20 protein-coding genes and 1 tRNA gene are annotated in these 25,629 nt (G+C 70.4%); 18 read left to right on the forward strand and 3 right to left on the reverse strand.

Annotated elements, in window-relative coordinates:
• Window positions 1-50 precede the first annotated feature (50 nt).
• Genes LXM64_RS03925 through LXM64_RS03945 form a run of 5 tightly spaced genes read left to right on the forward strand, consistent with a single transcriptional unit; the run spans window position 51 to window position 6,190 of the window.
• Window positions 51-1,313 carry an extracellular solute-binding protein gene (locus LXM64_RS03925; protein WP_234074714.1) on the forward strand — a complete coding sequence of 421 codons (1,263 nt, stop codon included), beginning with the start codon at window positions 51-53 and terminating at the stop codon, window positions 1,311-1,313.
• Between the two features lie 4 nt (window positions 1,314-1,317).
• Window positions 1,318-2,268, forward strand: a complete 951-nt coding sequence (locus LXM64_RS03930; protein WP_137417846.1) for a carbohydrate ABC transporter permease — start codon at window positions 1,318-1,320, stop codon at window positions 2,266-2,268.
• 11 nt (window positions 2,269-2,279) lie between these two features.
• On the forward strand, window positions 2,280-3,134 hold the full coding sequence (locus LXM64_RS03935) for a carbohydrate ABC transporter permease (protein WP_234074715.1): 855 nt from the start codon (window positions 2,280-2,282) through the stop codon (window positions 3,132-3,134).
• 32 nt (window positions 3,135-3,166) lie between these two features.
• Complete coding sequence (locus tag LXM64_RS03940) at window positions 3,167-5,011, forward strand: glycoside hydrolase family 3 protein (RefSeq protein WP_234074716.1); 1,845 nt, start codon at window positions 3,167-3,169, stop codon at window positions 5,009-5,011.
• A 36-nt stretch (window positions 5,012-5,047) separates the two neighbouring features.
• A complete protein-coding gene (locus LXM64_RS03945; protein ID WP_234074717.1) occupies window positions 5,048-6,190 on the forward strand; it encodes a LacI family DNA-binding transcriptional regulator in 1,143 nt (380 codons plus the stop codon).
• A 94-nt stretch (window positions 6,191-6,284) separates the two neighbouring features.
• Here the strand turns inward: LXM64_RS03945 and LXM64_RS03950 are convergent, their stop codons facing one another.
• The gene (locus tag LXM64_RS03950; RefSeq protein WP_234074718.1) at window positions 6,285-7,811 is read right to left on the reverse strand and encodes a PucR family transcriptional regulator; all 1,527 of its coding nucleotides are present in this window, start codon (window positions 7,809-7,811) and stop codon (window positions 6,285-6,287) included.
• Window positions 7,812-7,896: 85 nt separating this feature from the next.
• On the opposite strand from LXM64_RS03950, the gene gabT reads away from it, so the two are divergent.
• Genes gabT through LXM64_RS03975 form a run of 5 tightly spaced genes read left to right on the forward strand, consistent with a single transcriptional unit; the run spans window position 7,897 to window position 14,471 of the window.
• Window positions 7,897-9,252 (forward strand): 4-aminobutyrate--2-oxoglutarate transaminase, encoded by a 1,356-nt coding sequence (gabT, locus tag LXM64_RS03955; protein ID WP_234074719.1) that lies wholly within the window; start codon window positions 7,897-7,899, stop codon window positions 9,250-9,252.
• A 32-nt stretch (window positions 9,253-9,284) separates the two neighbouring features.
• On the forward strand, window positions 9,285-10,646 hold the full coding sequence (locus LXM64_RS03960; RefSeq protein ID WP_234074720.1) for a flavin monoamine oxidase family protein: 1,362 nt from the start codon (window positions 9,285-9,287) through the stop codon (window positions 10,644-10,646).
• Window positions 10,646-11,527 carry a universal stress protein gene (locus tag LXM64_RS03965; protein ID WP_137417839.1) on the forward strand — a complete coding sequence of 294 codons (882 nt, stop codon included), beginning with the start codon at window positions 10,646-10,648 and terminating at the stop codon, window positions 11,525-11,527. Before LXM64_RS03960 ends, LXM64_RS03965 begins: the two co-directional genes overlap by 1 nt.
• The gene (locus tag LXM64_RS03970) at window positions 11,524-13,071 is read left to right on the forward strand and encodes an APC family permease (RefSeq protein ID WP_234074721.1); all 1,548 of its coding nucleotides are present in this window, start codon (window positions 11,524-11,526) and stop codon (window positions 13,069-13,071) included. The genes LXM64_RS03965 and LXM64_RS03970 overlap by 4 nt, the downstream gene beginning before the upstream one ends.
• Before the next feature lie 32 nt (window positions 13,072-13,103).
• Window positions 13,104-14,471, forward strand: a complete 1,368-nt coding sequence (locus tag LXM64_RS03975) for an NAD-dependent succinate-semialdehyde dehydrogenase (RefSeq protein ID WP_234074722.1) — start codon at window positions 13,104-13,106, stop codon at window positions 14,469-14,471.
• 42 nt (window positions 14,472-14,513) lie between these two features.
• Here LXM64_RS03975 and LXM64_RS03980 read toward each other — a convergent pair whose 3' ends face one another.
• The gene (locus LXM64_RS03980; protein WP_234074723.1) at window positions 14,514-17,330 is read right to left on the reverse strand and encodes a hypothetical protein; all 2,817 of its coding nucleotides are present in this window, start codon (window positions 17,328-17,330) and stop codon (window positions 14,514-14,516) included.
• A complete protein-coding gene (locus tag LXM64_RS03985) occupies window positions 17,327-19,144 on the reverse strand; it encodes an HSP90 family protein (RefSeq protein WP_234074724.1) in 1,818 nt (605 codons plus the stop codon). Before LXM64_RS03985 ends, LXM64_RS03980 begins: the two co-directional genes overlap by 4 nt.
• Window positions 19,145-19,291: 147 nt before the next feature.
• Between LXM64_RS03985 and LXM64_RS03990 the strand changes: the two genes are divergently transcribed.
• From LXM64_RS03990 to LXM64_RS04025, 8 genes are all read left to right on the forward strand, one after another.
• On the forward strand, window positions 19,292-19,732 hold the full coding sequence (locus LXM64_RS03990) for a pyridoxamine 5'-phosphate oxidase family protein (RefSeq protein ID WP_234074725.1): 441 nt from the start codon (window positions 19,292-19,294) through the stop codon (window positions 19,730-19,732).
• Complete coding sequence (locus LXM64_RS03995) at window positions 19,729-20,646, forward strand: hypothetical protein (RefSeq protein WP_234074726.1); 918 nt, start codon at window positions 19,729-19,731, stop codon at window positions 20,644-20,646. Before LXM64_RS03990 ends, LXM64_RS03995 begins: the two co-directional genes overlap by 4 nt.
• On the forward strand, window positions 20,643-21,095 hold the full coding sequence (locus LXM64_RS04000) for a hypothetical protein (RefSeq protein WP_234074727.1): 453 nt from the start codon (window positions 20,643-20,645) through the stop codon (window positions 21,093-21,095). The genes LXM64_RS03995 and LXM64_RS04000 overlap by 4 nt, the downstream gene beginning before the upstream one ends.
• 144 nt (window positions 21,096-21,239) lie before the next feature.
• Window positions 21,240-21,312, forward strand: a tRNA-Trp gene (locus LXM64_RS04005).
• 45 nt (window positions 21,313-21,357) lie between these two features.
• Window positions 21,358-21,624, forward strand: coding sequence for a preprotein translocase subunit SecE (gene secE, locus LXM64_RS04010; RefSeq protein WP_137417831.1), 267 nt, complete (start codon window positions 21,358-21,360; stop codon window positions 21,622-21,624).
• Window positions 21,625-21,677: 53 nt separating this feature from the next.
• Window positions 21,678-22,766, forward strand: a complete 1,089-nt coding sequence (nusG, locus tag LXM64_RS04015; protein ID WP_234074728.1) for a transcription termination/antitermination protein NusG — start codon at window positions 21,678-21,680, stop codon at window positions 22,764-22,766.
• Between the two features lie 239 nt (window positions 22,767-23,005).
• Window positions 23,006-23,716: a cohesin domain-containing protein gene (locus LXM64_RS04020; protein WP_234074729.1), complete on the forward strand. Its 711-nt coding sequence runs from the start codon at window positions 23,006-23,008 to the stop codon at window positions 23,714-23,716.
• A 53-nt stretch (window positions 23,717-23,769) separates the two neighbouring features.
• Window positions 23,770-25,620, forward strand: a complete 1,851-nt coding sequence (locus LXM64_RS04025; RefSeq protein WP_234074730.1) for an amidase family protein — start codon at window positions 23,770-23,772, stop codon at window positions 25,618-25,620.
• Window positions 25,621-25,629 lie beyond the last annotated feature (9 nt).

Raw genomic sequence — 25,629 nt, forward strand, 5'->3', positions numbered from 1 at the left:
AAGTAACGTAGTCACGACGCCAACAGGTGTGTCTCGTTCAAGGAGGAACCATGAAACATGTTCGGCTCGGCGCCGTCGCGCTGCTCGCCGTCGCCGCCCTCAGCCTGGCGGGATGCGGACGAGCGGACGACGCGGGAACGGCGGCCCAGGAAGCGACGACCATCGGAAGCGAACCCGCCACGGGCAAGATCACGATGTGGGCGATGGGCACGGAGGGCGAGGCGCTTCCCGATTTCGTCAAGACGTTCGAAGAGGCAAACCCCGGGGTGGAGGTCGACGTCACGGCGATCCCCTGGGACTCCGCCTACAGCAAGTTCCAGACCGCGATCGCGAGCGGCAACACCCCCGACATCGCCATGATGGGCTCGACCTGGATGGCCGACTTCGCCGACGCCTTCCAGACGGTGCCCACCGATCTCGACACGTCCGGCGCCTTCGGTGGCGCGGTCGAGTCCAACAAGGTCGGAGACCGCGCGGCGGGCGTGCCGTGGTACGTCGACACGCGTGTGCTGTACTACCGCACCGACATGGCCGAGCAGGCCGGTTGGACGAGCGCACCCACCACATGGGACGAGCTCAGCCAGATGGCCGCCGACATGAAGTCCAAGGCGGGGGCGGAGTACGGCATCCGGCTGCCCGCCGGCAACGACTCCTTCCAGGGGACGCTCTGGATGCCCTGGTCCAACGGTGCCTCCCTCGAGGACGGCTCGGCATGGACGCTCGACACCCCGGAGATGGTCGAGGCGTACGAGTACTACCAGAGCTTCTTCACGGACGGACTCGCCAACCCGTCGGCAGACCGTTCCTCGGGGGCGCAGGAGGCGGACTTCGTCGCCGGCCGCACCCCGATGCTCATCGACGGCCCCTTCATGATCGGCTCGCTCGAGAAGCTCGGCGGCGCGGACTTCTCCTCGAAGTTCACGACGGCCGTGCTCCCGACGAAAGAGTCCTCCACGTCGTTCAGCGGCGGCTCGAACCTCGTCGTGTTCGACGGCTCCGATAACGCGCACTCCGCATGGAAGCTCGCCCAGTGGCTGAGCGAGCCCGAGACGCAGGCGCGCTGGTACGACCAGACCGGTGACCTTCCCGCTGTCCAGGCGGCGTGGCAGGACGACGCGCTCGCCTCGCAGCCCACGCTCGCAGCCTTCGGTACGCAGCTCGAGACCGCGAAGTCCGTCCCGGCGACGACGACCTGGGTGAAGGTGGCTGCGGCCGGAGACGCCGTGCTCGAGAAGGTGCGTCTGGGGACCATGAGCCCGGCCGATGCAATGAAGGAGCTTCAGAGCAAGGCCGACGCCGTGGGGCTGGGCTGATCCCATGACGCAGACATCACTGGCCGCGACCGGAGCGGCGCTGGCCGGCTCCGGTCGCGCCGGCGGTGGCCGCCGCTCGAGCCGTCGCCGGCGTCAGGGCCTGATCGCGTGGGGCTTCGCGCTCCCGTTCGTCCTGGTCTTCGCCGCCTTCATGGTCGTGCCGATCGTCGGCTCCTTCGCGATGTCGTTCACCGACTTCCGCGCGCAGGACATCCGCTCGCCCTTCGCGGTCAACTTCGTCGGCCTCGACCAGTACCTGGCCGTGCTGGGAGACCCGACCTTCCTCAAGTCGGCGGGCGTCACCGCGACCTTCGTCGTGATCGGCATCCCGGTGACGATGGCCGTGGCGCTCGCTCTGGCCCTGGCGCTGAACTCCGGCGGTGGCCGGATCGTCGCCTTCCTCCGGGTGGGCTTCTACGCGCCGGTGGTCACGAGCATCGTCGCCGTCTCGGTGGTGTGGCGGTACATCCTGCAGCCGGAGGGCCTGCTGAACGCGGCGCTCGCCGTCGTCGGCATCCAGGGCCCCGACTGGCTCAACGACACGACCTGGGCGCTGCCCTCGCTCATCGCGATGGCGGTCTGGCGCAATGTCGGAACGCTCATGGTGATCTTCCTCGCGGGGCTCCAGGCGATCCCGACGGACGTCAAGGAGGCGGCCGTCATGGACGGTGCCTCCGCCTGGCGCCGCCTCACCGCGATCACCCTGCCACTGCTGCGTCCGACGCTGCTGCTGGGCGCCGTTCTCATCTCGGTCGGCTTCCTGCAGTTCTTCGAGGAGGCCTTCGTGATGACGCAGGGCGGACCGCTGGACTCGACCCTGTCGGTCGCCTACTACACGTTCAAGCAGTTCGGCTTCGGCGAGTACGGCACCGCATCCGCCGCGAGCTACATCCTGTTCCTCGCGATCGCGCTCGTGAGCCTCGTGCAGTTCCGGCTGCTGCGCTCGAAGGATTGAAGGAGGAGATCATGACCTCGACGACGATGGCCTCCCGCCGCGCTCGCCGCGCGCTCACCGGCCGTGCCCTCACCTACACCGTGCTGGTCGCGGGTCTCATCGTGTGGGTCCTCCCGTTCGTCTGGATGCTGCTCGGCTCCGTCAAGACGCAGAGCGAGATCCTGCAGCGCCCGCCGACCTGGTTCCCGCAGCAGATCACGTGGGAGAACTTCGCACAGTGGTTCGGGCCGCTCGACATCGGCCGGTTCTTCACGAACAGCATCGTCGTGGCGCTGTTGACCGTGCTCGGCAACCTCGTCTTCTGCTCGATGGTCGGCTACGCGCTGGCGAAGATGGACTTCCCCGGCAAGAAGGTGCTGTTCGCCGTCGTGCTGATCACACTCATGGTGCCGGGCATCGTGACCTTCGTGCCGCTGTTCGTGATGGTCTCCTCGTTCGGGCTCACCAGCAGCTACGCCGCGCTGATCCTGCCGTTCGTCACGACCCCGTTGGGCGTGTTCCTCATGCGTCAGTTCATGCTGGGCATTCCCGACGAGCTCCTCGAGGCGGCGCGCATCGACGGTGCGGGAGAGCTGCGCATCTTCGCCCGCGTCGTGATGCCGCTGTGCGGGCCGCCGCTGGCGACGCTCGGCATCCTCACCTTCCTCGCGTCCTGGAACAACTTCCTGTGGCCGCTCGTGGCCGCCCAGAGCGAGGACATGTACACCCTTCCCGTCGCCATCTCCCTCTACGCGACGGGGCAGAACGCGACCGACTACGGCCTGCTGCTCGCGGGCTCCGTGCTGGTGATCGCCCCGATCATCCTCCTGTTCGTGTTCCTGCAGCGCTACTTCATCCAGGGCGTCGCGACGACGGGACTCAAGTGAGCACCGTCGACACGCACCCCAGAAAGGCCCCCATGTCCGCGACCTTCTCGACCGCCCCCGACGGCACCCGCTACCGCGACCTGAACGGCAACGGCGTGATGGATCCGTACGAGGATCCGCGCCTGACGCCCGAAGAGCGCGCGGAAGACCTGCTGGGGCGACTGAGTCTCGAGGAGAAGTGCGGACTCATGTTCCAGACGGTCATCGAGGTCGGCGAGGACGGCGAGCTCCTCGAGCAACCGGGACGCATCTCCAAGTCGCCCACCACGACCGTCGTGCGCGACAAGCACATGAACCACTTCAACGTGCACGCCATCCGCACCGCACGGCAGGCGGCCACGTGGAACAACGCCCTCCAAGCGCTCGCGGAGGAGACGCCCCACGGGATCCCCGTGACGATCAGCACCGATCCGCGCCACGCATTCGTGGAGAACACGGGGGTGGCCTTCTCCGCCGGCCCGTTCTCGCAATGGCCGGAGGGGCTCGGCCTCGCCGCCATCGACGACGTCGAGACGGTGCGCGCCTTCGCCGACATCGCACGGCAGGAGTACGTGGCCGTCGGCATCCGCGCCGCCCTGCATCCGCAGATCGATCTCGCGACCGAGCCGCGATGGGGGCGTCAGGCGCAGACGCTGGGTCAGGACGCGCAGCGCGTCGCCGAGTTCACCGCCGCCTACCTGCAGGGCTTCCAGGGCGATCGGCTGGGACCGGACAGCGTCGCCTGCACGACCAAGCACTTCCCGGGAGGTGGCCCGCAGAAGGACGGCGAGGACGCCCACTTCCCGTACGGCCGTGAGCAGGTCTACCCGGGCGGCATGTTCGACTACCACCTCGAGCCGTTCCGCGAGGCGATCCGACGCGGGACGGCGGGGATGATGCCGTACTACGGGATGCCGGTGGGCCTCGAGCGCGGCGGAGAGCCGATCGAGGAGGTCGGATTCGGCTACAACCGCCAGATCGTCACCGATCTGCTGCGCGACGAGCTCGGCTACGACGGCGTCGTCGTGACCGACTGGGAGCTCGTGAACGACAACCACGTCGGCGACCAGGTGCTGCCGGCCCGGGCGTGGGGGGTCGAGACGCTCACCCCCGTCGAGCGGATGGCGAAGATCCTGGATGCGGGCGCCGACCAGTTCGGCGGTGAGGAGTGCGTCGAACTCCTGCTGGAGCTCGTGCGCTCGGGTCGCGTGAGCGAGCAGCGCATCGACGAGTCGGCGCGGCGCCTGCTCCGGGTCAAGTTCGCCCTCGGCCTGTTCGACGACCCCTACGTCGACGTGGACGCGGCTGAACGGATCGTCGGCAACGCGGACTTCCGCGCCGCCGGCGAGCGGGCACAGTCGCGCTCGCTGACCGTGCTGCTCAACCGAGCGGGAGACGCCGGACCCACGTTGCCCCTCGCTCCCGTGGGGGCGCTCTACGTCGAGGGGTTCGCCGAATCCGACGTCGCCGAACTCGGTCCGACCGTCGCCGATCCGGCATCCGCCGATCTCGCGATCGTTCGGATCAAGGCTCCGTTCGATGCGCGCGACGACCTCTTCCTGGAGGCGTGGTTCCACCAGGGCTCGCTCGACTTCCCGCCCGGCCTCGTCTACCGCCTCCAGCAGATCGCGCGCCGGTGCCCGCTGGTCCTCGTGGTCACGATCGACCGCCCCGCGATCCTCACCCCGTTCGTGGCGGATGCGGCGGCCATCGTCGTCGACTACGGCAGCTCCCCCCGCGCGGTGATCGAGGCCCTGAGCGGTCGGGTGCGGCCCGAGGGGCGGCTGCCCGTGGAACTGCCGCGCTCGATGGCCGCCGTGCGTGCCTCGAGGGAGGATGTACCGTCGGATACCGGGGATCCGCTGTTCCCGGTGCGTCACGGGCTGCGACTCGCCTAGGGCACACGGCCTGTCGCAGGGAAGGATGTCACACGCGTGAGTGAACGCCCGCGGACGCGCCGCACGACCGTCTACGACGTCGCCCAGGAGGCGGGCGTGTCCATCGCCTCCGTCTCGTTCGCGTTCCGCCGCCCCGAGCAGCTCAGCGAGGCGACGCGCGAGCGCGTGCTGGAGGCCGCGCGGCGACTCGGCTACGCCCCGAGCGCGTCGGCGCGAGGGCTCGCGCGCGGGCGCACCGGCATCCTGGGCCTGCACGCGTTCGACCTGATGCTCGAGCGCGCCCACGAGCCGGAGGCTCGGGTGCGGGCGCTGCGCGATCTGCACAGCCCCGACCTCGAGGGGCCGCGTATCATCCCGTGGGCCGAGACCGACGACGAGCTGCTGGCCGATCCGCGGGCCTTCCCGCTCTACGTCGACGAGGTCCAGCGCGGATTCGCCCTCGAATGCTGGGTGATGGGCAGACCCGTGATGCTCAGCAGCGGCTCCGACAGCGATGTGTCGGTGGCGGACACGGCGGGGCGCGTGGACGGGCTCGCGATCTTCCCGTCGGAGGGATCGGCGGCGGTGCTGTCGAGGTTCTCCTCGTCGATACCCATCGTGCTCTTCTCCGCAGCGCCCGCTGCCGACGGGCATCATCGCGTGCGCGTCGACAACACGCAGGGGATGCGCGAGATGATGACGCACCTGCTCACGGTGCACGGCGTGCGCTCGTTCGCGTTCGTCGGACGGTTGGACTCCTGGGACGGCGAGGAACGGTTCGCCCAGTACCGGGAGAGTCTCCTCCGGGCGGGGATCGCCCCGGAGGACGAGCCGGTTGACGCGACCGTGCGCGGGCCCGATCGGATGGCCGAGCATCTGCACGCGCTCGCCGCGGCGGGGCGGATGCCGCGCGCTCTCGTGTGCTCGACCGATCAGAACGCGCTGGCGGCCATGGACGTGGTGCGCGAGCTGGGCTTCCGCGTTCCTGACGACGTCATCGTCACCGGGTTTGACGGGATCCTCGCCGGGCGCCTGAACACGCCGGCGCTCACCACCGTGCGTCAGCCGATGGAGGCGATGGGGAGAGCGGCCGCCCGCATCCTCGCGGGTACGGCCGGGCCGCTTCCGGAGGACGGTTCGCCCTTCGAAGCGGTCTTCGCTCCGGCTCTCGTCGTGCGCGCCAGCTGCGGCTGCGGCTGAGCAGCCCGCCGAGCGAGCACCCGTTCGCCGGGTGAGCATGCAATGGGCTGCTCTCTGGATGAACGGATGCTCGTTCGCGCAGGGATGCGGTCGGTCAGTCCAGGGCGCGGAGGGCGAGCCAGAGCTGGGCGCGCACCGCGAAGGAGGAGAGATCCACGCCGAGCACGCGCTCGGTGAGGGCGAGACGGGCCCGCACGGTGTGCCGGTGCACGCCGAGCGCCCGAGCGGCGGCCTCGTGGGCGGTGTCCGCCGCGAGCCACGCGTCGAGGGTGGAGACGAGGGCGGTCGCGTGCTCGGCGTCGTGGCGCAGCAGCGGCTCCAGCTCCGCGCGGGCGATCGCGCCGACGCGCTCGTCGTCGAGGACGGAGAGCAGACCGCCGCGCACCTCCGCGAACGCCGCGAGCGATCCCGCCGAGGCCCGCTCTCGGGCGACCCGCGCCTGCGAAAGGGCGACGGGAGCGGTGTCGAGCGTCGCGGGAGCGGACACGCCGACCCGCAGGGAGAGCTTCGCGGCGAGCTCGGCGAACACTCCGTCTCCCGCGGGTGCCGCCAGCAGCAGTCCGTCCTCGATCCGACCGAAGAACAGCGAGCCGCCGCGGGCCGCGACGGCGCTCTCCAGCCACTGGAGCACGTCTTCGCGGCGGGCGGCCTCCGCATCCGTGAGCCCGATCGCGATGGCCCCCGTGCCGAACGTCCCCCACAGCGGCTTCGACACGCGTCGCACGAGCGCGCCGTCGCCGGCCAGCAGCGCCTCGGCGAGGCCGGCTCGGAGCGCCGTCGTGGCCTGGGCGAGTGTCTGTCGCTGCTCGAGCGCGAGCCCCGCCATGGCGACCGCCGTCGTCACGACCCCGCGCGCTTCGCGGTCGAACATTTCGGCCGACACGGCGATCGCGCCGCGCAGGCGCCCGCCGCGGCCCAGGGTCTGCACGTGGAACGTGGTGGAGCCGATGTGCAGCGAGGAGCCCGCCCGCGCGCCGCGGCGCAGCAGCGCCGACACCTCGTCGCGCAGGCCGTCCCGCGTCGCCGCGTCGAGGGACGCGGTCGGATGCTCGTGCGTGATCGCCCCGGCGGCATCGAACATGCCGACCCAGCCGCCCAGCTGTCGCGAGAGCTCGTCCAGCGTCGCGGCGAGCCCGTCTGCACGCAGCGCCGCCAGCGAGAGCGCGCGCCCTGCGGCGAGCGCCCAGCTGCGCCTCGCGTACTCCTCGGCCGCGATGGCCTGCGCGTTGGCGCGGGCGACGGCGATGAACGGGGTGCGATAGGGCACCTCGAACAGCGGAAGTCCGTGGGAGCGGCACGCCGCATCCAGTCCGCGCGGGATGCCCTCGCGCACCACCTCCGTGCCGAATCCGAGCGCGGTGATGCCGCGTCCGCGGAGCCTCGCGACGTAGGCGTCGAAGTCGGGCGAATCGTCGTCGGAGCCGAGGAACTGCGTGCCGGTCGTGAGCAGCACGAGCCCCTCCGCCAGGAACGGCGTCGGATCGGCGAGGTCCGAGCTATGGACGCCCTGCACCCGCGCCGCCAGCGTGGCGGCGTCGAACTCTCCCGCCGCGCGCAGGTCCAGATCCCGCCGGGCGAGAAGGGAGCCGAGGGTCGGACTGTCGCCGAGGGACGTACTCATGTTGTACATCGTGGCGTATGTCGCGCAGGTGCGTATACGGACAGGCGAGTGCAGCGCGCTGGGCGTTCGCCCTACGCTCGCGGCCATGAGCATCGCCGACGTCACCACCACGCCCCTGGGCGGACCCTCGCTGCCGCAGGAGCGGCGCCTCGTCACCGCTATTCCCGGCCCGCGCTCGCAGGAGCTCCTCGCGCGCAAGGCCGCGGCGGTTCCCGCCGGGGTCGGCCACACGGTGCCCATCCAGGCGGTGGCCGCGGGCGGCGGTGTCGTCGTCGACGCCGACGGCAACTCGCTCATCGACCTCGGTTCCGGGATCGCCGTCACCTCGGTCGGCAACGCGCACCCCGGGGTCGTGGCGGCCGTGCAGGCGCAGGCCGCCCAGTTCACGCACACCTGTTTCATGATCTCGCCCTACGAGTCGTACGTCGCGGTCGCCGAGGCGCTGAACCGGCTCACCCCGGGCGATCATGTGAAGCGCACCGCGCTGTTCAACTCCGGTGCCGAGGCCGTGGAGAACGCCGTCAAGATCGCCCGCAAGTACACCGGTAAGCCCGCGGTCGTCGCCTTCGATCACGGCTACCACGGCCGCACCAACCTCACGATGGCCCTCACCGCGAAGGCGATGCCCTATAAGAGCGGCTTCGGCCCCTTCGCCGGCGAGATCTACCGCGCGCCGCTCTCGTACCCCTTCCGAGACGGCCTCGGCGGAGCGGATGCGGCCGCGCGCGCCATCTCGATGATCGAGAAGCAGGTCGGCGCCGACAACCTCGCGGCGCTCGTCATCGAGCCCATCCAGGGCGAGGGCGGATTCATCGTTCCGGCCGACGGGTTCCTCGGAGCTCTCGTGGACTGGTGCCGCGCGAACGACGTCGTCTTCATCGCTGACGAGGTGCAGACGGGCTTCGCCCGCACCGGCGAGATGTTCGCGAGCGACGGGTTCGGCATCGTGCCCGACCTCGTCACGACCGCCAAGGGCCTCGCGGGCGGACTGCCGCTCGCCGCCGTCACCGGCCGGGCGGAGATCATGGACGCCTCGCACGCCGGCGGCCTCGGCGGCACCTACGGCGGCAACCCGATCGCCTGCGCAGCGGCGCTCGCGGCGATCGACGCGTACGAGCACGAGGGCCTCGTCGAACGAGCACGCGAGATCGGCGCGATCCTCACCTCGCGCCTCGAGGCGCTCCAGCAGGCTGACCCGCGCGTCGGCGACGTCCGGGGCCGGGGTGCGATGATCGCGGCCGAGTTCGTCGACCCGGCGACGGGTGCTCCGGATGCGGCGCTCGCCGCCGCCGTGGCGAAGGCCGCCATCGCCGAGGGCGTGATCCTGCTGACCTGCGGCACCTACGGCAACGTGATCCGATTCCTGCCGCCTCTCTCGATCGACGACGACCTCCTCGGCGAGGGACTCGACGTCCTCGCCGCATCCCTCGCCGCCGTCTGAGGCGCAACACCCGAGCACCACGAAGGAGTGAGATGAGCAACACCGAGATCATCAGAGACGTCGTCGTCATCGGCGCGGGAGCTGCCGGGCTGACCGCCGCGAACGACCTCCGCAAGGCCGGTCTGTCGGTCGCCGTGCTCGAGGCGCGCGATCGCGTCGGCGGGCGGCTGTGGACCGACACGATCGAGGGTGCGATGCTCGAGATCGGCGGTCAGTGGGTGTCGCCCGATCAGCAGGCGCTCATCGACACGGTCGCGGAGCTCGGACTCTCCACCTTTTCACGCTACCGCGAGGGCGACAGCGTCTACGTCGGCCCCGACGGCACCGTGACGCGGTTCACGGGAGACGTCTTCCCGGTCGCGCCCGACACGGCCGCCGCGATCGAACGCATCACCGCCGACCTCGACGCGATGGTCGCCGAGATCGACCCCGACCGCCCGTGGGCGCACCCGAAGGCCGCCGAGTGGGACACCATCTCGTGGGACGCCTGGCTGCGTTCGCAGACCGACGACGACGAGGCGGTGCGCAACCTCGCCTTCGCGACCGGCTCGGCGATGCTCACCAAGCCGACCCACGCCTTCTCCCTCCTGCAGTCGCTGCTCATGGCGGCCAGCGCCGGCAGCTACTCGCACCTCGTCGATGCGGACTTCATCCTCGACAAGCGCGTCGTGGGAGGGCTCCAGCAGGTGCCGCTGCTGCTCGCGGAGCGCCTGGGGGAGGACGTCCTGCTGGATCAACCGGTGCGCTCACTCACCTGGGACGAGGGCGGCGTCGTGGCCGAGGCCGCATCCGTGACGGTCCGCGCGCGACGCGCCATCCTCGCCCTCGCGCCCGTGCTGTATCCGCGCATCTCCTTCGTCCCGCCGCTGCCGCGCCTGCAGCAGCAGATGCACCAGCACATCTCGATGGGCTTCGTCATCAAGGTGCACGCCGTCTACGACCGTCCGTTCTGGCGGGAGCAGGGGCTCTCCGGCACGGCGTTCAGCCCGTACGAGCTCTCGCACGAGGCGTACGACAACACGAACCACGGCGACGAGCGCGGCACGCTGGTCGGCTTCGTCTCCGACCGCAACGCCGACGATCTCTTCCGCCTCGACGCCGCCGAGCGCAAGGCGCGCATCCTCGAATCGCTGTCGCACTACTACGGTCCCGAGGCCAAGAACCCGATCGTCTACTACGAGAGCGACTGGGGCAGCGAGGAGTGGACCCGCGGCGCGTACGCGGCGAGCTTCGACCTGGGTGGCCTCCACCGCTACGGCGCCGATCTGCGCACGGCGGTCGGGCCCATCCACCTGGCGTGCAGCGACATGGCGGGCGCCGGCTACCAGCACGTCGACGGTGCGATCCGCATGGGGCACCGCGCCGCATCCGAGATCCTCGAGGAGCTGCGCTGATGGCCGCGCCGGTGGTCGTCGGCTACACCGCGACGGATGCGGGCGCCGACGCGCTCGCGCTGGGAGCCCGGCTCGCGACGGCGACCGGGTCGGTGCTGGAGATCGTGATGGTGCTGCCGGGGGAGCGCTCGGTCATCACGCCGCCCGACGCGGGGTACGACCGGCTCGTCCGTGAGCGGGCGCGGGAGTGGCTGGCACGCGCGTCCGAGTCCCTCAAGGACACCGTCGCCCACGGACGGCACGTGCGCTACGGCGAGTCTTTCGCCGAGGGGCTCATCGCCGCCGCGGCCGAGTTCGGAGCGGGCATGATCGTGGTGGGCGCCGCGAACGGCGGGCTCCGCGGGCGTCATCGCCTGGGTACCGTCGCGAACGAGCTCATGCACTCCTCCGACGTCCCGGTCGTGCTCGCTCCGGAGGGCGCCCGTGAGGTCGCCGCATCCGTGGGTATCGAGCGGGTCACCGCCGCGATCGGCACGAGGCCGGGCGGGGACGTGCTCCTGGCCGAGGCGGCGGGCCTGGCCACCGCATCGGGTGCGCCCCTGCGGCTGCTGTCGCTCGCGACGGTCGATCTGCCGGCGGGCGTCGACACCGGCGTCATCCGGCTCACCGAGGCGACCCACGCCGAGACGGTGCTCGCCCAGGCGCGCGCCTCGCTCGGTGAAGGCTCCGTGGCCGAGGTCGTCAGCGCGCAGGGCGCCGACATCGAGGATGCGGTGTCGCAGATCGAATGGCTCCCGGGCGAGATCGCCATGGTCGGCTCGAGCCGGCTCGCGCAGCCGCGGCGACTGTTCCTGGGCTCGACGGCGGCGAAGATGCTGCACGTGCTGCCCGTTCCCATGATCGTGGTGCCTCGCACCCGCAACGCAGAAGGGGCTCGATGATGAGCGCACCCGAATCGCAGGCCGTCGCCGCCGAGACCGGCGGACTCTCCAAGAAGGGGCTGTCCGCGGGAACGGTGGGCCTGATCGGCGCCGTCGTGATCGGCATCTCCTGCATCGCGCCCGCCTATACCCTGACCGCTGCTCTGGGGCCCACGGTCTCCGCGGTGGGCGTGCAGGTACCCGCGATCATCCTGGTCGGCTTCATCCCCATGCTGCTGGTGGCGTTCGGCTACCGCGAGCTGAACCGGCGCATGCCGGACTCCGGCACCTCGTTCACCTGGGCCACGCGCGCCTTCGGGCCGTGGATCGGCTGGATGGCCGGGTGGGGACTGGTGGCCGCCACCATCCTCGTGCTCTCGAATCTCGCCGGAATCGCCGTCGACTTCCTGTTCCTGCTCATCGCCCAGATCACCCAGAATCCCTCGATCGCCGACATCGCGGCGCAACCGGGGGTGAACGTCCTGGTGTGCCTCGCGTTCATGGCGGCGGCGACCTTCGTCTCGTACCGCGACATGCAGACGACGCAGAAGCTGCAGTACGTCCTGGTCGGCTTCCAGGTCGTCGTCCTGGTCGTCTTCGCGGTCGCAGCGATCATCGAGACGGTGAACGGCAACGGCTTCGACCCGACGCCGTTCGACTGGTCGTGGTTCGACCCGTTCGCCGTCTCGTCGTTCAGCTCCTTCGCCGCAGGCCTCTCCCTGTCGATCTTCATCTTCTGGGGCTGGGACGTCACCCTCACCATGAACGAGGAGACCAAGGACCCCGACAAGACGCCGGGGCGGGCGGCGACCATCACGGTGCTGGTGATCGTCGCGCTCTATCTGCTGCTCGCTGTGTCGCTCATCATGTTCGCCGGTGTCGGCACGGGGGAGTTCGGCCTCGGCAACCCCGACATCCAGGACAACGTGTTCTTCCACCTGTCCGGCCCCGTGCTCGGACCGCTCGCTGCGCTCGTGTCGCTCGCGGTGCTCACCAGCTCCGCCTCGTCGCTGCAGTCGACGTTCGTGTCACCGGCGCGCACCCTGCTGGCCATGGGGCACTACGGCGCGCTGCCGGAGCGTTTCGCCAAGGTCAGCCCGCGCTTCTTCACGCCCGGGTTCGCGACGATCGTCGCCTCGGTCGTTGCGTCGGTGTTCTACGCCGTCATGCGTTTCGTGAGCGAGAACGTCCTGTGGGACACCATCACCGCCCTCGGCATGATGATCTGCTTCTACTACGGTCTGACGGCCTTCGCGTGCGTCTGGTACTTCCGCAAGCAGTGGTTCGACTCGGTGCGCGCCTTCGTCTTCACGTTCCTCTTCCCGCTCGTGGGCGGGGCCATCCTCGCGGTGCTGTTCGTGACGACCCTGGTCGATTCGATGGACCCCGAGTACGGATCGGGCTCGCAGATCTTCGGCCTGGGACTCGTGTTCGTGCTGGGGGTGACCGTCATCCTGCTGGGTGTCGTGATCATGATCTGGCAGGCGGTCAAGCGTCCCGACTTCTTCCGCGGGCGCACGCTGAGCCTGGATGCGCCCGAGAGCCTGCGCCGCCGCCGGCGGTGACGGCAGACTGAGACCACAACCAAGGAGGACGAATGAGCAGCGAATACGCGGTCGTGAACCCGGCCACCGGTGAGCAGCTGGCCACCTACCCCGCCCTCAGCGATGCCGAACTCGAGCAGAAGCTCGTCCAAGCCGAGCGCGCCTACCGCCAGTGGCGCGACATGCCCGTCGCCGAGCGTGCCGCTCTCGTGCGCCGCGCCGCCGAGCTGCACCGGGAGCGCCGTGACGAGCTCGCAGCCATCGCCGTGCGCGAGATGGGCAAGCCCCTCGCCGCGGCCCTCGGTGAAGTGGACTTCGCCGCAGACATCACCGAGTTCTACGCCGACCACGCCGAGCAGATCACGTCGGACCGGCCGATCGACATCCTCGGCGAGGGCTCCGCCGTGATCCGCCCGACCTCTCTCGGGGTGCTTCTGGGCATCATGCCGTGGAACTTCCCGTACTACCAGGTCGCCCGCTTCGCCGCCCCCAACCTGGTGCTCGGCAACACCATCCTGCTCAAGCACGCCCCGCAGTGCCCGGAGTCCTCGGCGGCGATCGAGGAGATCTACCGGGATGCGGGTCTGCCGGAGGGCGCGTATCTGAACCTCTACGCGAGCAACGAGCAGGCGGCGACCGTCATCGCCGATTCGCGGGTGCAGGGGGTGTCGGTCACCGGCTCGGAGCGCGCCGGCGCCGCCGTCGCGGAGATCGCCGGTCGCAACCTCAAGAAGGTCGCGCTGGAGCTCGGCGGATCCGACCCGTTCATCGTGCTCTCCACCCCGGATCTGGACGCCACGGTCGCCGCCGCCGTCGAGGCGCGCATGGACAACAACGGGCAGTCCTGCAACGCGCCCAAGCGCTTCATCGTGGTCGACGAGCTGTACGACGCCTTCCTCGAGAAGTTCACCGCCGCGATGGCCGAGACGCCCGTGGGCGATCCCTTCGCCGAGGAGACGCTGCTCGGACCCCTGTCCTCGCTCGCGGCCGCCGAGCGGCTCGAGGCGCAGGTCGACACCGCCGTCGCGCAGGGCGCGCGCCTCGTGACCGGCGGCACCCGTGACGGCGCGTTCTACGCGCCCACCGTGCTCACCGATGTCACGCCCGAGATGGATGTCTACCGCGAAGAGCTCTTCGGGCCCGCCGGCGTGGTCTACCGCGTCTCGGGCGAGGAGGACGCGGTGCGCGTGGCGAACGACACGAGCTTCGGGCTCGGCTCCTACGTCTACACGACGGACCCCGCGCAGGCGGAGCGTGTGGCGGATCGGATCGAGGCCGGCATGGTCTACGTCAACTGCGTGCTCGCGGATTCCCCCGAGCTGCCGTTCGGCGGCGTCAAGCGGTCCGGTACCGGCCGCGAGATGGGCCTGCTGGCGGCGGACGAGTTCGTCAACAAGAAGCTCATCCGCATCGCCGAGTGAGCCGGAACGATGGCGGGGGCGAGGATCTCGCCCCCGCCATCGTCATGCCGGAAGCGTCGCGCGGACCTCGGCCGCCTCGGCCGGCCGGCCGAGACTCTCCAGCACGTCACCGAGCTCGAGGGCGGCGGTCTGGCGCAGCGCCTCATCGTCGCCGGCGTGCTCGAGCGCCGCGCGGTAGAGGGGCACCGCATCCGCCGGACGCTCCGCGCTCATCAGGATGCGCGCGGCGACGAACTCGGAGCGGCCGGCGGAGGTCGTGTCCCCCGCCTGTACGAAGCCGTCGGCCGCCTGCAGGGCGGTGGCCACGGCTTCGTCCGTGCGCTCGGCGGCGGCGAGAGCCCGTGCCCGCGTGTCGAGCACGTCGGCGACGAACCACGCCGCGTCGTTCGCGCGGCCGAGCTCGACCGCTTCGTCCAGCAGGGCGAACACCTCATCGAGGTCGCCGCGCTGCTGGTGCGCCTGCGCGAGCGTGTGGAGGCCGTCGGCCAGCAGGCCCACCTGTTCCTCGTCCCCGCGCACGATCTCCACGGCCTGCGTCAACGAGTCGATCGCGTCGTCGATCTCGCCGAAGCGGCCGAGCAACCGTCCGTGCTCCTTGAGGGCGTAGGCGCGCGCGGCGGGCTCGTCCGCCTCGTCGTGCAGCTGCGCGACGAACTCCCAGCCACCCAGCGCGTTGCCGAACTGTCCCGCCTGCTCGAACGCACGGGTCAGCAGTCCGACGGTGATCGCACGGGAGCCGGCCGGCTCCTCCGCGGCCGTCTCCTCCTGCAGCACCTGATCGAGCACCTCGATGGCCTCCTCGCCGAATCCGGCGCCCAGCAGGGCGCGACCCAACCGGAAGCGCAGGTCCGTCGCGGGGGCGCCCGTTGCTTCCCGGCGTTCGGTGGCGACACGGTAGCGGGAGACGGCCTCGCCCAGGGCGCCCGCGTCCTCGTGCAGCGCGCCCGCGAGGAAGAAGACATCGCTCACGAGCCGGTCATCGGCCCCGGTCAGCAGATGGATGCGTGTCGCCTCGTCCGCGTCGGCGGCGCCGGCGGCATACTCGGCCAGCCCGCCGCGGGTGCGCGCGCGCAGCAGGAGGGCCCGCGCACGACGAGCCTCGCTGAGCCCGTTGTCGGCGAGGAGAGCCTCCAGCAGGGCCAGCGCCTCGGGCAGGTCCCCCGCTGCCGCCGTCATGTCCGCCTGCATCCAGCGCTGCGAGTGCGAGGGACCGGTCTCCCCAGCCTCGGCGAACAGCTCCGCCGCCTCGGCGAACATCTCCGCCGTGCGCCGACGGTCGTCGGGCTCGGTGGCCGCCTGATCCTTGAGCCGGAGGAAGGCCAGCGTGGCGAGGAGGTCCGCTCGCACCTCGGCCGGTGCACCGTGGCGCTCGTCGAGCGCGCGCTGGAGGGTGCCAGGCGCGTCGTCGGCCTCGGCGCCGTAGAGCAGGAGTCCCAGTTCCTCCTCCAGCTCCGCCTGTGCGACGCGTCCCGCCGCGCGGAGGGCGGCGAGTCTGCTCGGCAGCGCGGCGGTCGCCTCGTCGAGTCGACCGAGGGCGACGAGCACGGCGAGCAGCCCGTGCGTGAGCGAGACCCGCTGCTCGACGTCCGCGTCGTCCAGCGCCTCGCGGATCGCCTCGAGGGAGGCGATCGAGCCCAGCTGGTGCAGGGCCAGCGCCCGCTCGACGCGCTCCGCGGGGGTGCGGGGAGTGGGGGCGGAGGACCGGGCGGCGAAGTCGTGGGAGCTGATCGGCACCTCGTAGCGCTCGGCGCCGACGGCGCGCTGCCCGGCGAGCCAGGAGGCCTGGGCGTCGGTCGCGTTGCGGGCATCGAAGGCCTGGGCGATGCTCTCGGCGGCGGTCCACATCCGTGCGGCGAGCTCGGCGGCGGGCCAGAGACCATCGTGCGCGCCGATCAGGGGGACGAGCGCCTCGGCGTCGGAGCCGCGCACGGCGGCGTCGGGGTGACCAGCGGCGGCGACCGCATCCAACGCGACGGCGAAGGCCGCGAGCGCCTCCAGGTGCGCGCTGGCATTCAGCCCGTCGTGGGTGAGCCACGGCAGGTGTCGTTCGACGAGCGCGAGCGCGCGTGCCTCGTTGCCCGTGACAGCGCAGAAGACGATGTTCTTCGCGATGATCGAGAGGTTGTCGGCGTTGTCCTTCGCGAGGCGGTAGCTGCGCAGGTGCGCCGCCCGCGCGTCATCCGGGCGTCCGGCGTGCAGGTAGGGCAGGAGGGAGCGGGCGAGGGCGTGCTCGGGCTCCTCGCCGCACGTGAAGCCGCCTTCGACGAGCTCCTCGACGAGACGGATCGCCTCCGCCTCGTCACCGGTCTCCGCGAAGAACCCGGCGAACTGGCTGCGCGTGCAGGCGTCGCAGTGGCTGTACTCGTCGCGGGGCGTGGCCTCGAGCCGACGTCGCAGCTCGGATGCCTCGTCGATGCGTCCGGCCGACCACGCGTCCTCGAAGCGCGCCATCAGCACGCCGCTCATGCCGTGACCTGCCCGCTCGTAGTGGGTCTGCATGTCATCGAGCACGGCCGTGATCTGCTCGGACGAGAACTCGGGCGAGCCCCGGAGGGCGCCCGCCATCCACTTGTAGTGCCACATGAGGTCGCCCGCCGGCTCCAGCTCGGCGGGGAAGCGCTCGGGGTCGGCGTCGTGGTGCCCCAGGCACCACGCGAACGAGGTGAGCATCAGATCCGTGTCGCCGCCCATGTTGGCGCTGGCGGTCTGCCGCATCCGCGCCTCGTACTCGAGGCGCTCGTCTCCGCTTTCCTGCGCCAGCGCCACCGCTTCTGCGACGAGGGCCCTCTCGGTCGGTCCCCAGGGCGTGCGATCGATCTCGTCGAACAGCGATCGGATGCGGGTCGCGTAACCGGTCATGATGTTCCTTCCGGGTCGGGGGTGGCGGCGAGTGCTCTCTCGAGCAGCTCCGCGAGCGAGGTGCTCATCACGGCGCGGTCGCGCGGGCTGAGCGGGTGATGGCCGGCGAGCAGCGACTGCACGTGCAGCAGACGGATGCCGCTGTCGAAGACCGCGGTGTCGCCGGCCGCGGCGAGGGCGCGAACGGTCGGATTGGCCCAGTTCAGGCACAGCTTGGCGGCGGGCGGTGTCGCATCCGCGTCCGCTCCGGAGACGGCCTTCTCGGCCCGGTCGAGGACTCCCGACCACAGCGCGCCGGCGGCGCCGCGGGCGCGTCCCCGGTCGAGAGCCCGGAGAGCCTGCGGATCCGCGACGAACAGCCCGGGCAGCTCCCGGCGCTCGAACGAGCGCACGGAGACGTCGACGTCGCCGAGGGCGGCGCGAGCGCGACGCTCGAGATCGAGGGCCGCGTTGCGGTCGTCGAGCGGCGGCAGATCGAGCCGGTCCATCTCGGCGCCGACTTCGACGCGCTCGACGGTGACCTCGGGGAAGATCTCGGGCAGAAGGCGGATGAGCTCGGCATCGTAGAGGTAGCCGCCGTCGACCAGAAGCGTCCCGGGCGGCACGATGCTCGCCAGCTGCCGGAACTCGTCGACGGTCTCGGCGTACCGCACCTCGGGCGAGCGGCGCACGAGCTCCTCGATCCGCACGCGCCCTGCCGTGCTCTCCACCGAGAGCCAGCGCACGATGAAGCGGGCCAGCTCGTCATCGTGGCGGACGAGCGACTTCAGGGCGACCTCGTGGACGGCGACGAACTGCGCGAGCCGCGCCGGCTCGCGCAACGCCAGCTCCAGGATCCATCGCCGGATCGCGTCGCCGATCTCGCTGCGGGTCTGCTCGAGCGCGTCGTCGTCGACGAGCGCCTCGCGGCTGGCGGTCGGATGCAGCCCGCCCGAGTCGATCACCGCGCGCGCGAAGAACGCCCAGTCGGGGAGCAGGTCGTCGGCACGCTCTGCCAGCAGCATGCGGCGCAGGTAGACGCGCGTGCTCTGACGTGCCGAGGGCGGCGGAGCGAACGGCAGCACGTAGGCGACGCCGCGGGTCTGTGTGGCAGCGACCGTCAGCTCGATCGCATCCAGCGGCTCGACGCCGATGAGCTCGCGCCCGTACGTCAGCCGCGTCTCGCGGTCGCCGTCGAGGAAGGGGGCGGGCTCGGTCACGGTGGTCTCGCCGCCGCCGGGCAGATCCACCACGACCGAGACCGGCAGATAGCGGCCGAACGTCTCGGCCAGCTCCAGCACCGTCGCGCCCGTGAGCAGGGACGCGCTGTCGCTGCGGGGGGTCAGGTGCACGCTGGTGCCGACCGGCATCTCGCCCTCGAACGGCTGCACCGCGAAGGTCCCGTCCGAGCGCCCGACCCACTCGACGGCAGGTCCGCCGGCGGCGCTCCGCGAGCGGATCACGATGGTGTCGCACACCATGAAGCACGACAGCATCCCGATGCCGAACTGACCGAGGAAGTCACTGCGCGGAAGGTCGAAGATGTCGCGCTTGGAGCTGCGCCCCACCGTCGCCAGAAGATCGGCGACCTCGCTCTCGGTGAGACCGATGCCGTCGTCGCGGATGATGAACTCGGGGGCTTCGAGTCCTGCCGGGGTGATGCGGATGCGGCCGCCGCCGCCATCCAGCGCGCGACGGGCGGCGATCGCATCGACCGCGTTCTGCAGGAGCTCTCGGAGGAAGACGCGCGGGCTCGAGTAGATGTGCCGACTGAGCAGATCGATCACCCCGCGAAGGTCCACCTGGAACTGCTGGGGGGGCGGCACCTCGTTCACCGTCGCTCCTCGAACCTCGTCGCAGCGCCGCCCATCGGGTGGTGGGCGGCGACCGATTCAGCGTACTCCGCGAGCGGGGGCGCACCTGAGTGCCTGGGGAGAGAACGAGCCCGTGCGCGCGGGGGCCGGTTGGGCCAGGATGGGCTCATGAGCGACACGACGCAGGCGGACGGGGTACGGGTACTGGACGAGGAGGCGATGTGGCGCCTGCTCGCCACGCAGGAGGTCGGTCGCCTGGTGACCAGGATCGGCGAGCGCATCGACGTGTTCCCTGTCGGCTACGCGCTCGACGGGCGCAGCATCCTGTTCCGCACCGCGCCGGGCACGAAGCTGCTCGAGCTCACCGCCCGCGACGAGGTGCTGTTCGAGGTCGACCACCACAGCGCGCAGGACGCCTGGAGCGTCGTCGTGCGCGGGACGGCGGCGGCCGTCGACCGCTCCGACGAGATCGCGGCGCTCGAAGCCCTCGCCTCGGCGCCCTGGGCTCCCACCGTCAAGGACGTCCTGGTACGCATCACGCCATCGGTCACCACCGGTCGCGCCTTCGAACGGCGAGCAGCCGATCCCGCCGAAGGGGCGATGGCGTGACGTTCGATCCGGCCCCGCCGGCGGCCGGATCGCCGCCCGTCCTCCCGCAGACGGTCGAGCCCGCTGCGCCGCGACGCCGCCATCGCGGCGCAGGCTGGATCATCGGTGTCTCGCTGAGCCTCGTCTTCCTCATGCTGCTCGCCGCCGGTACCGGGGGAGCGTGGCTCATCTGGCAGCAGCGGGAGCGGCTGCTCGCGTCGCGGGTGATGAGCCCCGAGCAGGAGGCGGCGATCGCCGACACGTTCGCCGCCGCCTCCGAGAAGGTGACCGCCACCCAGCAGGCGACGAACGAGTACGCGGGCGATCGTCGCGCCTGGGACGACGAGCACGCGCAGGTCGAGGAGTGGAAGACGGGGACCGACTCGCCGCTGCTGGCCGTGCCGAATCCGGGCGGGACAGCGATGCCGGGGCCGGACCCGGACGGGCGCGCGTTCCTCTCCTCGATCGGCGCGGACCGTGTGCAGGTCGCATTCGATGCCGGGGACGAGAACTGCGGCTACCACCTCTCCGAGCGCACCGGATACGAGATCGTCGTCGGCGGCTGCTACTCCACCCGCTACCCGAGCTGGCTGTTCCTCGCGTGGGACCCGGGAATGGAATCGTCCGTGTGGCCCGTGTTCGTTCACGAGGCCATGCACTGGTACCAGTACCAGAACTACTACCCGGCCTTCCTCGCGGCGGATCGGGCCGGGGTCACCGACGACCAGTACGGCCCCGAGCTGGAGGCCGATGCGAGCTGTCGCGCCGTGTACGTCTACGGCATCCCGGCATCCGACTACGTCGACACCTCCTCACCCTGCGACGTCGAGGGCTGGTACGACGGGTGGCTGCTGGATCATCTCGCGTCGCTGGGCGTGCAGGTCACGGAGCCCGTGGCGGCGGATTACGAGGTGCTCGAGGTGGTGAGACCGTGAGGGCGCGTTCCGGCATCGCGGCTGCCTCGTTGCTCGCCGTGCTCGCGCTGAGCGCGTGCTCCTCGGTGGATGCGGATGCGGCGGACCGCCGGATGAACGAGGTGTTCGACGATCTCGTCGCTCAGGCGTCTGCGGTGGATCCCCAGGTGCTGCGAACGCTCGAGACCGCCGAGCCGCGCACGCAGGCGTGTTCGCGTCCCGCCGACACCGAGCAGGTCGTGCTGACGGCCACCGGGGTGCTTGCGGTCGCGGCCGACGTCTCCGAGGCGGAGAGTGTGCGCGACGACCTCGGCGAAAGCCTGGATCCCGACGTCTGGCGACCTCTCGCCGACACCCTTCCCGGCGCGGAGAGACAGGGCTGGATCTCGGAGGACGGCGTCACCGTGACCCTGGCCTCCGACGGTCCTGCGGTGGTGATCGCGGTCTTCTCGCCGTGCCTTCCGGGGTGAGCGCGTTCGCGCCCTCGTGTGCCATGCCGTACACTTGAGCGTGCAGTTGAAGTCTGCATTCTTTCGCCGTGCCCGTCATCGGGACGACACATCCCTTCGGATCAGGTCACGGCAGGAGTGCGGGCGCGAGACCTCCGGGTCTCTAGGGCGGTAGCTCAATTGGCAGAGCAGCGGTCTCCAAAACCGCAGGTTGCAGGTTCGATTCCTGTCCGCCCTGCGCGCCAGCGCATGCTGGCACGACGTAAGCGATTCAGGTGGGTGCATGGTCCAGGACGAGCCGAAGGGCGAGGTTGTCGCCGCTGGCGGTGCCGTGCGCGAGAAGAAGCCCAACTTCTTCCTGCGCATCGTCATCTTCATCCGCCAGGTCTTCGCTGAGCTTCGCAAGGTCGTCACCCCGACGCGCAAGGAGCTGGTGAAGTTCACCGGCGTCGTCCTGGGCTTCGTCATCGTGATGATGGCGGTCGTCTACGGACTCGATGTCGTGTTCGTCTGGCTGACGACAGTCGTCTTCGGAGTCCCCGGAGCCTGACATCGCGAGGCGCGGGTGTCGCCACCCGCAGACCAGAACGAGAGAGTACGTAAGTGTCTGAGAAATACACCGACGACGCCGATTGGGCGACCGCCGCCGAGCAGTCCAGCGAGGACGACGAGGCGCAGGAGGGCAACACCCTCGCCGCCGAGGAGCGCTCCGTCGAGGCCGCCGAGCACGTTGCGCTGCACATCGAGGGCGACGACGAGGGTGAGGACTCCGACACCGGCTACGACGCGGACGCCGACGTCGAAGACCCCGAGGCCGACGCGATCGTGAACGACGCGCTGGAGATCGACGAAGCCGCCGAGGCCGAAGCGGCAGCCGAGGTGCTGACCGAATCGCTCGCCGAAGAAGAAGCAGAGCGCGCAGCCGAGGAGGCCGACGAAGTGACGCCCTACGACGGACCCGACATCAACGGCGAGCCGGACGCTCCCGTCCTCGACCCCGAGTTCGTGGCCGAGATCGATGACGCGGCCACCGCCGTCGACGAGATCGAGGAGGAGGTCGACGCGGACGCCGACCCCTACGAGGCGTTCCGTCAGGAGCTGCGTGCGCTCGAGGGCAAGTGGTACGTCATCCACTCCTACGCCGGCTTCGAGCGCAAGGTGAAGGCCAACATCGAGCAGCGCAAGTCGACGCTCGAGGTCGAGGACGACATCTACCAGGTCGAGGTCCCGATGGAGGACGTCGTCGAGATCAAGAACGGCCAGCGCAAGATGGTCACCCGCGTGCGCATCCCGGGCTACGTGCTCGTGCGCATGGAGCTCAACGAGGACACCTGGTCGGTCGTCCGCCACACGCCCGGCGTCACGGGCTTCGTCGGCAACGCCCACAACCCGACGCCACTGCGCTTCGAAGAAGCGTTCAACATGCTGAAGAGCCTCGTCGAGATCAAGGACGTCCCCCCGGCGAAGTCCGGTGGCGGCAGCGCAGCGCCGGCCGCAGCCCGCGTCATCGCGGCGGAGGTCGACTACGAGATCGGCGAGACGATCACCATCAAGGAAGGCTCGTTCGCGGGTCTTCCCGGCTCGATCAGCGAGATCAAGCCCGAGAGCGGCAAGCTCACGGTTCTCGTCTCGCTCTTCGAGCGTGAGACGCCGGTCGAGCTGTCCTTCGACCAGGTCTCCAAGATGGTCTGACCCACAGGCTCCCTCGAACGCCCCGTCCGGCTCTGCCGGCGGGGCGTTCGTCGTTCCACCGTGGCCGAGGCGCGCCCGGCGTACCTCGGCATGAACCGATCGGTACATTTTTTACCTGGCGGAAACACTCCAGAGCCCGCGCGGGAAATCCGGGCCTGTGACGCTGCAGGAGCACCAGACATCCTCCGCGTCAGCGCACCCGAGCGCGTCGCGGGCCCTCAGGAAGGATCCGCTCCCGCATGCCCAGATTCATCCCGCGTCGCCTCGCGGCGGCCACGGCCGCCACGGCAGCGCTGCTCGGTGCGACGCTCGTCGTCGCACCGGCCGCCCACGCCGCCCCCACCGCGACAGACATCACGATCACCGCCACCGGCGCCGCCGAGGTCGGGGACACCGTGACCGTGACGATCACTGCGGCGAACGTCGAAGACCTCTATGCCTACGACCTCGCGCTCGGCTACGACGCCGAGCTGCTCTCGTTCGACGAGGGCAGCGCCACCTTCCCGGACGGCGGGTTCGGCGATGCGACGGCCGATGCCGATCGCGGTATCGCCTCCCTGACGCACACCCGTCTCGGCACCTCGCCCGGGCTCGTCGGGGCGCAGCCCCTCGTCGCCTTCACCTTCACGGCTCTCGCCGCAGGTGACGCGGTGATCGAGCTCGTCTCGGCCGATCTCGTCGGCGCGGCACGCGATACCGCCTCGCTCGACGTGACGACGATCGATCCGGCCACCACCGTCATCGCTGCCGTCGTGGTTCCGCCGTCGACGACCCCGTCACCGAGCACGTCGACGCCGGCGCCCGCAGCTGAGCCGGCCGCAGCTCCGAGCGGTCCGCTCGCCACCACCGGTGTCGATGCGACACCCTGGCTCGTCCTCGGTGCGGCGGCTCTCGCCGCCGTGGCACTCGGTGTCGTGCTGCTCCTGCGTCGACGGGCGGTCAGCCGATGAACCCTCGCGCCGCAGTCGTTCCCGAAACCTTCGCGTCCTCCAGGAGAGCGTCCATGCCCACCCGCACCACCCGCACGATCGCCGCCGCGGCGGTACTGGGTACCGTCACCGCCGTCATGGCCGTGGCTCCCGCCTTCGCCGAACCGGAGCCCACCGCATCCGCCGCGATGCTCGCTCCGTTCTACACCGAGCTCGATCTCACCGGTGACCGTCAGGTCGACGCCGACGACCTCGCCGTCGCCGCGCGCTATCTCGGCGTGACGGCCGCTGACGCCGCGTGGCCGGAGATCGCCGTGATCGACACCGATGCCGACGGGCAGATCACGATCGCGGACCTCGCCGCCCTGTCGCAGCGCATGATCTACGACGACGGACCGTTCGAGCTGATCGAGGCCTCCACCGTCGACATGCAGGCGGCGATGAACGCCGGCGTGATCACCTCGGTCGAGCTCACCCAGGCCTACCTCCAGCGCATCGCGAAGCTCGACGACGCGACCATCACCTACCCGGTGGATCCCGCCGTTCCCGCCATCACGACGCAGACCGCCCGTCCCCTGAACGCGATCATCACCACGAGCAGCACCGCTCTCGAGGCGGCGGCCGCCGCCGACGAGGAGCGCGCCGCGCACGGGATGACCAGCATGCTGCTGGGCGTGCCGGTCGCGGTGAAGGACAACTACAACACGAAGGACATGGTCACCACCGGCGGTTGCGGCTGCTGGAACGAGAACCAGACCGCCGGCGACGCCCACATGGTCGAAGGGCTCCGTGCCGACGGGGCGATCATCATCGCCAAGGCGAGCCTCGACGAGTTCGCCTACGGGTTCAGCTCGCAGTTCTCCGCGTTCCAGCCGGCCGGTTCCTCGTTGTACGTCGCAAGCCCCTACGACACGAGCAAGACAGCCGGAGGCTCGTCGGGTGGGACCGGAGCCGCCATCGCCGCCAACCTCGCCGGCATCGGCTTCGGCACCGACACGGGCGGCTCCATCCGCGTGCCCTCCTCGTACAACCAGCTCGTCGGCATCCGGCCCACGGTGGGTCTCGCGAGCCGCGACGGCATCATCCCGCTCGCTCTCTCCCAGGACACCGGTGGCCCGATCGCCCGCAGCGTGACGGATGCGGCGCTCGCGCTCGATGCCGTTGTGGGCGTGGACGAGAACGACGCCGTCACGCAGCGCCAGGTCGGGAAGGTCCCGGAGTCCTACTCGTCGTTCCTTGATGCGGATGCTCTCAAGGGTGCGCGGATCGGTGTGATCGGGACGCTGAGCGGTACCGGTGAGACGGCGACCCGCTTCGCAGCGGCCGTCAATCTGCTCACCGCGCAGGGTGCGACAGTCGTCACGATCACCCCGCCCGCCGAGTTCACTGCCGTCACAAGCGAGGGCTCCGGGTCCACGAACGAGTTCAAGCACGACCTCAACGAATACATCGCGTCGTACCTGAACCCGAACGTCACCGCTCGCAGCCTGCAGGCCATCATCGACAGCGGCAACTTCGTGCCCGGCTACCGCAGCACGTACACCTCCCGTAACGCCGTGACCGCAGAGACCTACGAGGCATGGGCAGGAGCCGACGGCTCGCACACGCGTCAGATCGCGGCAGGAAAGACACTCGTGACCCAGATGATGGACGACGCCGACCTCGACGCGATCATCTACCCGAGCACGATGGCCTACGGCACGTTCGCCAGCAGCTACATGCGCCTCAGCCCCAACACCGGGCTTCCGGCGGTCACCGTTCCGATGAGCGCATCGGGTACGGCTGAAGGAGGGCAGACGGTCGGCACGAACATCGAGTTCCTCGGTCGCGACTTCTCCGAGGGCACGCTGATCGGCCTGGCGTACAGCTACGAGCAGGTCACCCACGCCCGCACGTCGCCGCGGATCTTCGGCGCACTGCAGTAGGCAGCCCCC

The organism is Microbacterium binotii, assembly GCF_021398715.1.
GTDB lineage: Bacteria > Actinomycetota > Actinomycetes > Actinomycetales > Microbacteriaceae > Microbacterium > Microbacterium binotii_A.

Coding starts and splice junctions, on each gene's coding strand:
- LXM64_RS03925 (WP_234074714.1), top strand. CDS start 51: ATGAAACATGTTCGGCTCGGCGCCGTCGCGCTGCTCGCCGTCGCCGCC.
- LXM64_RS03930 (WP_137417846.1), top strand. CDS start 1,318: ATGACGCAGACATCACTGGCCGCGACCGGAGCGGCGCTGGCCGGCTCC.
- LXM64_RS03935 (WP_234074715.1), top strand. CDS start 2,280: ATGACCTCGACGACGATGGCCTCCCGCCGCGCTCGCCGCGCGCTCACC.
- LXM64_RS03940 (WP_234074716.1), top strand. CDS start 3,167: ATGTCCGCGACCTTCTCGACCGCCCCCGACGGCACCCGCTACCGCGAC.
- LXM64_RS03950 (WP_234074718.1), bottom strand. CDS start 7,811: ATGAGTACGTCCCTCGGCGACAGTCCGACCCTCGGCTCCCTTCTCGCC.
- gabT (WP_234074719.1), top strand. CDS start 7,897: ATGAGCATCGCCGACGTCACCACCACGCCCCTGGGCGGACCCTCGCTG.
- LXM64_RS03960 (WP_234074720.1), top strand. CDS start 9,285: ATGAGCAACACCGAGATCATCAGAGACGTCGTCGTCATCGGCGCGGGA.
- LXM64_RS03965 (WP_137417839.1), top strand. CDS start 10,646: ATGGCCGCGCCGGTGGTCGTCGGCTACACCGCGACGGATGCGGGCGCC.
- LXM64_RS03970 (WP_234074721.1), top strand. CDS start 11,524: ATGATGAGCGCACCCGAATCGCAGGCCGTCGCCGCCGAGACCGGCGGA.
- LXM64_RS03975 (WP_234074722.1), top strand. CDS start 13,104: ATGAGCAGCGAATACGCGGTCGTGAACCCGGCCACCGGTGAGCAGCTG.
- LXM64_RS03980 (WP_234074723.1), bottom strand. CDS start 17,330: ATGACCGGTTACGCGACCCGCATCCGATCGCTGTTCGACGAGATCGAT.
- LXM64_RS03990 (WP_234074725.1), top strand. CDS start 19,292: ATGAGCGACACGACGCAGGCGGACGGGGTACGGGTACTGGACGAGGAG.
- secE (WP_137417831.1), top strand. CDS start 21,358: ATGGTCCAGGACGAGCCGAAGGGCGAGGTTGTCGCCGCTGGCGGTGCC.
- LXM64_RS04020 (WP_234074729.1), top strand. CDS start 23,006: ATGCCCAGATTCATCCCGCGTCGCCTCGCGGCGGCCACGGCCGCCACG.
- LXM64_RS04025 (WP_234074730.1), top strand. CDS start 23,770: ATGCCCACCCGCACCACCCGCACGATCGCCGCCGCGGCGGTACTGGGT.